Source organism: Pseudoflavonifractor phocaeensis (assembly GCF_016901955.1).
In the GTDB taxonomy this organism is placed as follows: domain Bacteria; phylum Bacillota; class Clostridia; order Oscillospirales; family Oscillospiraceae; genus Flavonifractor; species Flavonifractor phocaeensis_A.
In genome coordinates this window covers 1-10,777 of record NZ_JACJLC010000088.1, presented here as the reverse complement: position 1 = coordinate 10,777, position 10,777 = coordinate 1, and the positions used below count along the sequence as shown (strand labels likewise).

9 protein-coding genes and 1 pseudogene are annotated in these 10,777 nt (G+C 57.1%); 7 read left to right on the top strand and 3 right to left on the bottom strand.

Annotated features, from left to right (window positions below; genetic code table 11):
- The 5 genes from H6B51_RS14435 to H6B51_RS14415 form a co-directional block, all read left to right on the top strand.
- Positions 1–212, top strand: a 212-nt coding sequence (locus tag H6B51_RS14435; protein WP_275967545.1) for a helix-turn-helix domain-containing protein, incomplete at its 5' end; no start/stop codon positions are given.
- 505 nt (positions 213–717) lie between these two features.
- Entirely contained in the window at positions 718–1,947 is a 1,230-nt protein-coding gene (locus H6B51_RS14430; protein WP_204884345.1) for an MFS transporter, read from the top strand.
- A gap of 35 nt (positions 1,948–1,982) precedes the next feature.
- Positions 1,983–2,222, top strand: coding sequence for a hypothetical protein (locus H6B51_RS14425; protein WP_204884344.1), 240 nt, complete (start codon positions 1,983–1,985; stop codon positions 2,220–2,222).
- A gap of 38 nt (positions 2,223–2,260) precedes the next feature.
- On the top strand, positions 2,261–3,679 hold the full coding sequence (locus H6B51_RS14420) for an amidase (protein WP_204884343.1): 1,419 nt from the start codon (positions 2,261–2,263) through the stop codon (positions 3,677–3,679).
- Between the two features lie 12 nt (positions 3,680–3,691).
- Positions 3,692–4,249, top strand: coding sequence for an SDR family NAD(P)-dependent oxidoreductase (locus H6B51_RS14415; RefSeq protein ID WP_275967547.1), 558 nt, complete (start codon positions 3,692–3,694; stop codon positions 4,247–4,249).
- A gap of 92 nt (positions 4,250–4,341) precedes the next feature.
- Here H6B51_RS14415 and H6B51_RS14410 read toward each other — a convergent pair whose 3' ends face one another.
- Together H6B51_RS14410 and H6B51_RS14405 are read right to left on the bottom strand one after the other, a co-directional pair.
- A complete protein-coding gene (locus H6B51_RS14410) occupies positions 4,342–6,090 on the bottom strand; it encodes a [FeFe] hydrogenase, group A (RefSeq protein WP_204884341.1) in 1,749 nt (582 codons plus the stop codon).
- Positions 6,084–7,919: an NAD(P)-binding protein gene (locus H6B51_RS14405; protein WP_204884340.1), complete on the bottom strand. Its 1,836-nt coding sequence runs from the start codon at positions 7,917–7,919 to the stop codon at positions 6,084–6,086. The genes H6B51_RS14410 and H6B51_RS14405 overlap by 7 nt, the downstream gene beginning before the upstream one ends.
- 354 nt (positions 7,920–8,273) lie before the next feature.
- On the opposite strand from H6B51_RS14405, the pseudogene H6B51_RS18495 reads away from it, so the two are divergent.
- Both H6B51_RS18495 and H6B51_RS18175 read left to right on the top strand, forming a co-directional pair.
- Positions 8,274–8,705: pseudogene (locus H6B51_RS18495) on the top strand (LysR family transcriptional regulator); the annotation flags it as partial.
- Positions 8,706–8,716: 11 nt separating this feature from the next.
- Complete coding sequence (locus tag H6B51_RS18175; RefSeq protein WP_275967544.1) at positions 8,717–9,142, top strand: LysR family transcriptional regulator substrate-binding protein; 426 nt, start codon at positions 8,717–8,719, stop codon at positions 9,140–9,142.
- An 86-nt stretch (positions 9,143–9,228) separates the two neighbouring features.
- Here the strand turns inward: H6B51_RS18175 and H6B51_RS18340 are convergent, their stop codons facing one another.
- Positions 9,229–10,611, bottom strand: a complete 1,383-nt coding sequence (locus tag H6B51_RS18340) for a C40 family peptidase (protein ID WP_204884338.1) — start codon at positions 10,609–10,611, stop codon at positions 9,229–9,231.
- Positions 10,612–10,777: the final 166 nt, after the last annotated feature.

The following is a 10,777-nucleotide window of genomic DNA, read 5'->3' as shown; positions in this document are numbered from 1 at the left end:
CCCCGCCCCTGCCCGCCGACCTGCCCCCGGCGGCCGACCGGGTGCTTACCCTGAAGGAGGCGATGGCCCAGTTTGAGCGGGCCTATATCCTCCAGGCCATTGAACAGACCGATACCCTGGCCCAGGCGGCGGACCGGCTGGGGGTGGATCTGGACACCCTCAACCGGAAAAAACGCCAGTATAAGATCTATAAGCGCTGGAAAATGATGTAGCATAATTGTCCGTTAAAAGACAACAGGGCCTGTTGATTGCCTAAACTGGCAGACAACAGGCCCATTTTAAGCGGCCTGGACAGGTTTAAAACAGGTGAATACAGTAAAAATCATAAAAAATTGATTATACCTGCTGTAAGCACCAATACTTGCAGGTAATGCGGATTTATGTCCTATGTAAAAAGCTCATGTTTTCCGATTGTCCATATACTGCATCACTGTCCACACTGGTCGCCTTGAACCGATTTTCTTTATGCTGTGGCGCTGTTCCATAGGTAAGTACATAATGATTTTGTATAAAGGCTGTACGCTCTGAACGCTGGCACAAATTTTGCTAAATCCAAAACCAGGTTAATAAAACCTGCATCCAAAAATGAAATGAAAGGAGGAGGCACATTAGCACAACTGAAAGGGGGACAGATAGATAGATTTCTAAATCACTTGTTTTGACACCCTTATTACCAGCGTTTCATTTGTGTATTTATGGACAGAAGGAGGAAATGTTATGGGTAATCGCACCCCAGCCTACCGCTGGGTGATCATGATTATGAATTTCTTTATCCTAATTCTGGGATATACCGCATTGGGCATTTGGTCTGTAGCCCTTCCTGAACTGACAGCGACATTTAAGTTGAGCAACCTCCAAATCCAATTCGGCTCCTCAGCATTTATGGCCGGTTATGCAGTGGGCAGCATAGTAGAGGCAAAATGGGCGGCTAAGCTGGGCTTTAAAAAGGCAGGTTTAATTGGACTTGTCCTCTTTGTCGCAACCTGCTTTACCATTCCATACTGTCCTAACTTCGGTCTGGTACTGGTGTTGCGCTTCTTACAGGGATGGGGAAATATTTGGTGTATTGCGACTAGTATGACAACTGCGTGGTTCCCAGTGAATGAGAGGGGGATGGCCTCTGGTTTCGTAGGCGGTGGACTCTCATTGGGAGCTGGTGCCGGCGGCATAATCATTGCCGGACTAATGACATTTATTGACACTTGGCAGCAGTGCTACATTGTCTTTGGTATCATCTCACTGGTTGTTGTAGTGCTTTGGGCGATACTGACTAAGGATGCCCCCACAGATTTGTATTCCGAGGAGACAGTTACATCGGTCAACACAAAGAGTAAAAAAGATGTTAAAATATGGAAAGTTCCTGTAGCGTGGCTACTTGTACTACAGCTCTTTGGAAACGCATGGCAAGGTGTTGGGTTAAATTCAGTTGCCCCGGATTATCTCTATGGTGTAGGCTATAATACAACACAAGCCAGCTTTGCCCTGTTGGTCATTGGCCTGGTTGGTATAGTGATCACTCCGTTGGGCGGAATCGTATCTGACCTGTTTATACGCAAGGGAATGACACCGATCAAGGCGCGGGTTCTAACTATGATTATCGGCTTTACCTGGGCGACCGTTACTACAATTCTTTGGCCAAATGTGGCACCAATCGGATATCTGCCGATGGTAGTCATGGCTGCTATGGCTGGTGCCGGCGTTCCTTTTACAAACGGGTGTTCTGGCTCACTGCCGTTGGATCTGATGAAAGATCCCGAGCTTGCTGGAAGGATGTTCGGTTTTAATATTTTTGTTGGTATTGGCCTTAGTGGTGTTTTTGGGCCCATTGTTCTCACTGCTGTGGGCAATACATTTGGGTGGATGGCTGGCTTCGTGGCGTGTGCAGCCGGGACGCTTATCGCTCTAGTTGCCACCATACTTGTTCCCAAGTTTGAGCTTAAAAACTAAAAATTTCAGAATCACTTAAATTGGGGGAAACTGTAATGAGCAAAACAAACAAAGCTGCCGGGTATAAGGCAGGCACCGCAAAGGTCGTGGAAATTAGCGCTGACATGATCCATACCATGACTCACATTATAGGCCTGTCATTGACTGCAGAGCGGGAAGAGTATCTAATTCCAAATGTTCAGGGCTGGATTTCGGGGGCAAATGAAATAAATGAACTCATGCAAAAGCCAGAGTTCGCAGAAATTTCACCGGTTGACGTGTATCGCTTTGACTAAATCAGATACTGCAATAAAACTGAAAGTAGGTAGGTAAAATGAGCAATAGCTACGAAACCTTGAGAAAGATGACGCTAACAGATGTAGCCGCTATGATCCATAAAAAGGAGGTTTCGCCCGTTGATCTGGTAGATGCCTGCTTAGAGCAAATCGACAAGTACGACGGCCGTCTCCGGGCATTTATCACAGTTGAGGCGGAGCAGTCCAGGAAGGTAGCTAAGGCTTCCGAGGATATGCTAATGGCAGGATATGATATGGGCCCTTTACATGGTATCCCGCTGAGCTTAAAGGACAATATCAGTGTTAAAGGAAGGCGTACAACGGCCGGGAGCGCTATCTTAAAGGATAACTATCCCGCAGAGGATGCAACTGTAGTACGTCACCTGAAAGGCGATGGCGCGATCATTATCGGCAAGAACAATATGCACGAGTTCGCTTGGGGTGGAACCACTGACAATGAGCATTATGGAACCTGCCGTAATCCATGGGATGATACACGATTTCCGGCAGGCTCCAGTGGCGGAAGTGGTGCCGCACTAGCTGCTGGAATGTGTTATGGCGCACTTGGTACGGATACTGGTGGATCCATCCGCTTACCGTCGGCACTCCACGGCACCGTAGGACTGCGGCCCACCCTTGGCCGTGTGAGCAATCACGGTGTAGTACCGCTGGCGTGGTCTCAAGACACGGTCGGTCCCATGACCCGGACAGTAGCTGATTGTGCATTGCTATTCAATTCGATTGCCGGACATGACTACCGCGATCCTTCCACAGTTCTCCGACCTGTGGAAGATTATACAAAAGACCTGACTGCGGGCGTAAAAAATCTAAGAATTGGTATCGATTCCAGTTATTTTTTCAAGGATCTACAGCCGGGCGTAAAGGCTGCGGTTCTTCAGGCACTGAAGACTTTTGAGAGCATGGGGGCTCATGTTGTGGAGGTTCCCATTGAGCATATCGCCTACAATACTGCGCCTATGTTGACTGTGGAAGCCAGTGAACCCAGCACATATCACCAGCGGTGGATCCGTGAGCAGCCTGAAAACTATGCCAATGATGTACGTACAATGCTTGAAACCGGTGAATTCTATCTGGCTACACACTATATCAATGCACAACGATTCCGCAGGCTGTTGCGCAACGAATTTATGGAGGGCTTCAAGCAGTGTGACATTTATATCACACCCACGTTGGCATATACTGCGTTGCCAATCGGTCAAACTGAATTTGAGGCTGACGGGGCAATGCACGATTATTTGGGTGCCCAGATGCAGTTTACAGGTTTACCCAGTCTGACTGGCCTGCCTGGCATGAGTGTACCATGCGGCTTTGATGCACAGGGGTTACCCGTTGGTATGCAAATTATTGGTCGTCCTTTTGACGAAGCATTTATGTTCCGTGTCGGTGCGGCTTTCCAGCAGGTTACAGATTATCACAAGAAAACGCCTGTCCTGTAATTCTGAGGAGGACTGCCAGCAGCTGGCCGCCGTGACAGCGGACGCTTCGGCCGTGCGGACGTGCTGGTCAACGACGCCGGTGTCACCGGAAAGCGGGCGGACTTTATGGAGCTGGACGCTACGGACATCCGGCGGACGCTGGAGATCAATGTGCTGGGCCCCATCCAGACCATGAAGGCCTTCGCTCCCCTTATGCGGGAGCAGCACGGCGGCGTGATGATCAACATTGGATCCATCTGCGGCTTGCTGGTCAACACCGAGTCCATCGCCTACCACGCGTCCAAGGGCGCCTTGCGAATGGTCACCCAGCGGGCGGCCATGGAGCTGGCTCAGTACCATATCCGGGTCCTCTCGGTGGCCCCGGCCTGGGTAGCCACCCAGATGGCGCAATCCGTGATGGAGGGCGACCCTGCTGCCGAGGCCCACGGAAAGTCCCTGCATATGTCCAACCGGGTCCTCACTCCGGAGCAGATTGCAGGCACCGTCTATCTCCTGGCTCAGGATGAGGCCTCCGCTGTTAACGGCATCACTGTGATGGCCGACGACGGGTACAGCTCCTTCAAGCTCTGAGCCCATATACAGACTCGGTAATCGTACCTAACCTGACAGACAGCCCCAAACGGTCGAACCCGTTTGGGGCTGTCTGTGATTTTTTAACCTGACTACGTCTGCCGCGCGTTTGGCGTGTCCCAGCCAAAGTGGTCGGTGTGGAGCAGCTCCTCAGCCTTGTGGTTCAGGGGCTTCTCCAAAAACTCGTCGTACAGGGCCTTGACATCCGGGTTCTCGTGGGAGAAGCGCAGGGGGGTCTTCTTGTCGATGGCGTAGAGGGCCTGGCCCCGCACGCCGTAGCGCTCCTCGTCCTCCACGGAGATGGGCTGGCCGCCGCCCCCCACGTAGCCGCCGGGGCAGGCCATGACCTCCACAAAGTCGTAGTGGGCCTTTTTGGCCTTGAGCCGCTCCATCAGCTGCCGGGCGTTGCGCAGGCCGCTGACCACGGCGCAGCGGATCTTCACCCCGCCCAGCTCATAGTCCACTTCACGCAGGCCGGGCTCGGTGCGCACCGCCTGGAAGGCCTCCGGGTCCGGATTGGCCCCGGTGAGGGCCCAGGCCGCCGTACGCAGGGCCGCCTCCATCACCCCGCCGGTGGCCCCAAAGATGGCGCCGGCGCCGGTGTATGTCCCCAGGGGACTGTCGGTGTCCTCCTCGGGCAGCTGGGCCGGGTCGATCTTGTCGGCCCGGATCATCCGCACCAGCTCCCGGGTGGTGAGCACCAGATCCACATCCGGGCCCGCATCGGTGGCCATGGTGGGCAGGGCGGCCTCCGCCTTCTTGGCCAGGCAGGGCATGATGGACACGCAGCAGATCTTCTCCGGGGGCACCCCGATCTTCTGGGCAAACCAGCTCTTGGCCACGCTGCCGAACATCTGCTGGGGGGACTTGGCGGTGGACAGCTGGCCGGCCAGCTCCGGGTACTGCCCCTTCAAAAACTGCACCCACCCCGGGCAGCAGCTGGTGAACATGGGCCACCGGGCCAGCCCGCCGGACTGGAAGCGGTGGAGAAACTCGTTGGCCTCCTCCATAATGGTCAGGTCGGCGGCGAAGTTGGTGTCAAATACGTAGTCAAAGCCGATGCGCCGCAGCGCGGCCGCCATCCGCCCGATGGTGGCCTGCTCCGGGGCCAGCCCCAGGGCCTCCCCCCAGGCGGTGCGTACCGCCGGGGCGATCTGCACCACGGTGATCTTCTCCGGGTCGGCCAGGGCGTCGTACACCTTCCGGGTGTCGTCCCGCTCCTGCAGGCCGACCACCGGGCAGTGGGTGATGCACTGGCCGCACAGGGTGCAGTCCGACTCCTTGATCATCCGGTTGCCCGACACGTCGATGGTGGTCCGCCCGCCGGTCCCCGACAGGTCCCAGACGTGCATATCCTGCATCTTGTCGCACACCTGGATGCAGCGCATACACTTGATGCACTTCAGGTTGTCCCGGTACAGGGGGAAGATGGCCGTCCACATCCGGGCCCGGCCGTGGGGCAGCTGGGTCTCGTAGGGGATGTGGAGGATGCCCAGGTCGTTGGCGATGGTCTGCAGCTGGCAGTTGCCGCTGCGCACGCAGGTGGCGCAGGTGCAGTCGTGCTGGGACAGGATGAGCTGGACGTTGATCCGCCGGGTCTTCCGGGCCCGGGGGGAGTTGGTGTACACCACCATCCCCTCCTGCACCGGGTTGTTGCAGGCGGTCACCAGGTCCCGCTCCCCCTCCACCTCCACGCAGCACACCCGGCAGGCGGCGATCTCGTTGAGCCCCTTGAGATAGCACAGGTGGGGGATGTGGATGCCGTTGGCCCGGGCCGCCTCCAGGATGGTGGCCCCCTCCGGGGCCTGTATGGTCTGGTTGTCTATCTTCAGCGTTACCATTCCCGATTCCGTCCTCCCTTGAAAATGCCGAAGCCGAAGTGGTCGCAGCGCAGGCACCGGCTGGACTCCTGGCGGGCCTCCTCCAGACTCATGCCCTCCTTGACCAGGGTGAAGTCCCCGGCGTAGCTGCTCAGATGCCGGTCCTTCAGGTTGACCCGGCCGCAGGGAGGCATATTGGTCAGGTGGGCAGGGGAGATGTCCACGTCGCAGCTGATGATATGCTCATACCCCAGGTAGCCGTCAATGTTGTCCGCGGCCACCTTGCCCGCCGCCACCGCACGGATGACGGTGGCCGGGCCGGAGACCGCGTCTCCCCCGGCGAACACATTGTCCAGCCCGGGCACCGAGCTGGTGAGATCGGCCTGGATGGCCCCCCGCTCGGTACTCACCCCCACCGCCTCGAAGGGGTAGGTGACGATGGCCTGGCCGATGGCCACGATGATATAGTCGCAGGGGATGCGGAACTCGGGGGCGTCCGCCCCCACCGGCTTGGGCCGGCCGTCCTTGCCGTAGGGGCCCACCAGCTGGGGGCGGGTCCACAGGGCGACGGCGCTGCCGCCCTCGTCCAGCTCGATCCGGGCCGGGGCCTGGAGGGGGAGGAGCTGGCAGCCCTCGGCCATGGCCTCCTCGATCTCCTCGGCCAGGGCGGTCATATCCTCCACCCGGCGGCGGTAGACCACGGTGACGTGTTCCGCCCCCAGCCGCAGGGCGGTCCGGCTGGCGTCCATGGACACGTTGCCGCCCCCGATGACGCATACCCGCTTGCCGGTGAAGTCGGGGATATCCCCCTCGCCGATGCCCCGCAGCAGCTCCACCGCGCTGATGACATTGGGGGCCTGCTCCCCCTCCAGGCCCAGCTTCTTGTCCGCGTGGGCCCCGATGGAGATGTACACCGCGTCGTACTGCTTCTGAATATCGGCCATGGAGATGTCCCGGCCGATGGAGACGTTGGTGTGCACCGTGATCCCTGTGGTGAGGATGTGGTCGATGTCCCGGTCCAGCACCTCCTGGGGCAGCCGGTAGTCCGGGATGCCGTAGCGCAGCATACCGCCCAGCTTGGGCCGCTGCTCATACACCGTCACCGAATGGCCCATCAGGGACAGGTAGTAGGCCGCCGTCAGCCCGCCGGGGCCGCCGCCGATCACCGCCACCGTCTTGCCCGTGGCCTCCGCCGGGGCGGGGGCGTCCTCCGGCCGGGCGTGATCCACCGCGAAGCGCTTGAGCCCGCAGATATTCACCCCGTCGTCCACCATGTGCCGGCGGCAGCGGCCCTCGCAGGGGTGCTCGCACACATAGGCGCAGGCGCTGACAAAGGGGTTGTCCTTGCGGATCAGCCGCACCGCGTCCTCATAGCGCCCCTCCCGCACCAGGGCGATGTACCCGGGCACGTCCACGTGGGCCGGGCAGGTGGACACACAGGGCACCGGATGGCTCAGCCCGCTGATGCAGCGGCCGTTTCTCACGTGCTCCTCGTAGTCATCCCGGAAGCCCCGGACGCCGGTGAGCACCATCCGGGCCGCCTCATACCCAATGGCGCAGTCCGCCGAGTCGGTGATGGCCTGGGCCGTCTCCTCGATGAGGGCGATGGTGTCCAGGCTGGCCGTCCGGTCCAGCACCTGCTCCAGCAGCTCGGCCAGCTGTCCCAGTCCGATCCGGCAGGGCACGCATTTGCCGCAGGTCTGGGCGTGGCACAGCCGCAGAAAGTTCAGGGACATATCCACTGGGCACAGTCCCGGCGGGCTGGCGTGGATTCTCCGCGCCATATCCCGGTATAAGCCCTCCAGTACAGTCTGAGCTTGTCCGGGATTTTCAATGTACAATCGGCTCATTCTTTCTCAGTCCCCACTTTTGAGAAGATTGGGAGATAGATATAGAATCGTATCTGTGTTTATCAATCCCCTGCTCTATGGGATTAGCAAGCTGGATGCCTAAAAGGAATCCCTTGATATGTAGGAACCATGCTTTTGAAAGGGCGAACTAAAATCGGTATATAAAGCTCCATTCTTCTCTTAATAACCCTTCAAATCTTTCGCTATTTGCTTCATAAATATCATATGGGCAGTAAAACTCTTGGGTGGTGCTTCACTTCCTACTAGACACTGCAATTCTATAGTCTTGGGAAGAAACAAATCATGATACAACCATAAGGAACTCTTATACACATCAAAAGTGGTGAATCTGAAATGGATGACCGGAAACCGGAGAGCTTACTGACAGTAATAAACAGCGGCAGCCTCAGCCGGGCCGCGGCTGAGCTGGATTATACACATCCTACTTTATCCCAGATGATAAATAATTTGGATCGGGAGCTGGGCTGCCGCCTGCCGGAGCACGGGCACAGAGGCATTGCATTGACTCTGGAGGGGAAGTCACTGCTGCCTTATATCAAAGACTGTGTAAACACCGCAGTGCGGCTTCGCAGCGTCGCAAGTCAGATTTCCGCACAGCAACAGCAAATAATCCGAATTGGAGAGTACCCCAGTATTACTCAAAGCTGGCTATCCACCATCATAAAGGAATTCCAACAGCACCGCTCGGGCATCTCTATCAAACTGCAAGTCGGTGGATACGATATTCAGCGCTGGCTGCGTACCGGAGAGATCGATCTGGAATTTTGGACGAGGGAATGCGCGGGAACTATAGCTGGGTTCCCCTGCAGGTTGACCCATATCTCGCAGTCGTACCAGAGCGCTGTCCGCTCAGCGCGGAAGGTCCCGTCTGCATGGAGCAGCTTTTGGAGTATCCTCTCCTTCTCGCTGATCTGAATGAGCTGCAATTTCTGACGGAACGCTACCAGCTCCGTAATCGCCTGCGGGTTGATGCTACGGATGATACATCCATCCTTTCAATTGTAGAGCAGGAGGTTGGAGTGACTGTGCTTCCCAGAAGTTCGCTGGTCAATTTATCCGATAAGCTTCGTGCAGTCCCACTATATCCTGAAATTCGGCGTATGCTTGGTGTTGCCTATCCGTCTCACCCTATCAAACGGGTGATGGACTTAATCAAATTTGTAAAACAACGGATACAAGTCATGCAGCGTCTACTATTTTAAATATGTTCAGTCGTCAGTCGCCCACCGGCAAATAAGTGTCAGCAATCTATAATGCCAATATGTTTTTGCATTATTACAGGGTGAAATTAAGCGCCTAATCGTCCTAAGGATACGAACCCACTCACTCCAAACTCCGTCACCACCACATTATCCTGACCGCTGGAGCAGTGGCAGACCAGCAGGCTACCGGCCTCATCTCTTCCTACGACGATCCCCACATGGGAGGCGTCCGCGTTGAGGGCAATATCCCCCGGCAGGGCCTCGGACTGGGAGACTTCCGTGAGGTTGGTCCCAATATACCAGTTCCCGTCACTGGGCAATCCGGCGTTGCGCAGCACCCAGTCGATGAACCCCGTACAGTCCAGCCCAAAGGGACGGATGCTCCCGCTGCTGGCGCTCCCGGCGGCGGTAACCTCCATCGGCGTCCCCCACCGGCTGTCCCAGCCTATGGCGGTGGATTTCCCGCCCCAGAAGTAGTGGACCTTCCCTACCAGCTGGTAGGCGGTGAGGACAACTTTCTGCCGCTCCTCGCTGAGATCGGCCGGGAGCTGGGCCATGATCGCGGCAATCTCCGCCTGGGAGAGGGTCAGGTCCTGGTAGGAACCGGTGAGCATCATAAACAACTGCTGGTACTCAGGCTGCATCATCTCCGCCAGGAATGCGCGCTGCTCCTCTGTGAAGCCGTATTTGTCCGCCGTCTGCGTGTAGTCCTTGGCGGTCACCGTGATGTGCAGCACCGTCTCCGTGTAGGATTCACCTGTCTCCTCCTCAGTGCGGGTAACCGTCTGCGTAGAGAAAGTCACCTCATTCATGTCCCAGAAAAACTCCCGCAGGATGGACAGCTTGTCCTCGGTGACAGTCGCCACCTCCTGTGGATTGTCCGGGTCGGTGGAGGTACGCACCGCGTAGACAGCCAGCACATCGTCCCAGTTTGCAATCGTAACTGCGCTGCCGGCGTTGTCAATCTCTACGGCATCATGGGGATTGTCCGCCTTGATCTGCTCAATCCTGTCGGTGAATTCCTCGTTGAGGATGGCCACCGCCTCCTGCATGGAGTAGGTAGTCTGCCCCTGCGCCCTGCCTCCATCAAAGATAGAGAAAAAGAGGGCAAAGGGGGAGGAGACAATCATGCCAATGATACAGATCACCAGCACGATGGCCAGCACAAGCCCGCCGCCGGAGATCATGGCAGCGACAGCCATCCGGCCGGCGTCGGCTATCGCCCGGAGGACCCGGCCCGCGGTCTGGGCAGTCTTTTTTGCGGCTGCCTGGGCCTGCTTTGTCCTCTGGCGGAAGGCGGTCAGTTGCCGGCCAGCCTCCGCCGTGACCTTTGCGCTCTGAGCGGTGCGGGCGGCGGCCTGATAGGAGCGCTCGGACAGCTTCACCGTCTGTCGTCCGGTGGATTCCGCCGTCTTAACTGTCCGGCCCGGACGGACCGGCCGGGGGCGGCTGACTTTAGGGCGGTTCACGCGTACCGTCTTTTCTTTTACAGCACCGGATACACCACCGGTCCGACCCGGAACAGTCTGGAGCTGTTGACAAAGTCCACACAATCCCAAGAGTAAATGGTAGAATAGAGTTACATGGGGGTGGGAGAATGCAACTGAAGCTCCATATGGTGACGATAGAAGATCT

Excerpts from the sequence above, each read along its gene's own strand:
- H6B51_RS18175 (WP_275967544.1), top strand. The coding sequence starts at position 8,717 with ATGCGCGGGAACTATAGCTGGGTTCCCCTGCAGGTTGACCCATATCTC.
- H6B51_RS14405 (WP_204884340.1), bottom strand. The coding sequence starts at position 7,919 with ATGAGCCGATTGTACATTGAAAATCCCGGACAAGCTCAGACTGTACTG.
- H6B51_RS14430 (WP_204884345.1), top strand. The coding sequence starts at position 718 with ATGGGTAATCGCACCCCAGCCTACCGCTGGGTGATCATGATTATGAAT.
- H6B51_RS14410 (WP_204884341.1), bottom strand. The coding sequence starts at position 6,090 with ATGGTAACGCTGAAGATAGACAACCAGACCATACAGGCCCCGGAGGGG.
- H6B51_RS14425 (WP_204884344.1), top strand. The coding sequence starts at position 1,983 with ATGAGCAAAACAAACAAAGCTGCCGGGTATAAGGCAGGCACCGCAAAG.
- H6B51_RS14420 (WP_204884343.1), top strand. The coding sequence starts at position 2,261 with ATGAGCAATAGCTACGAAACCTTGAGAAAGATGACGCTAACAGATGTA.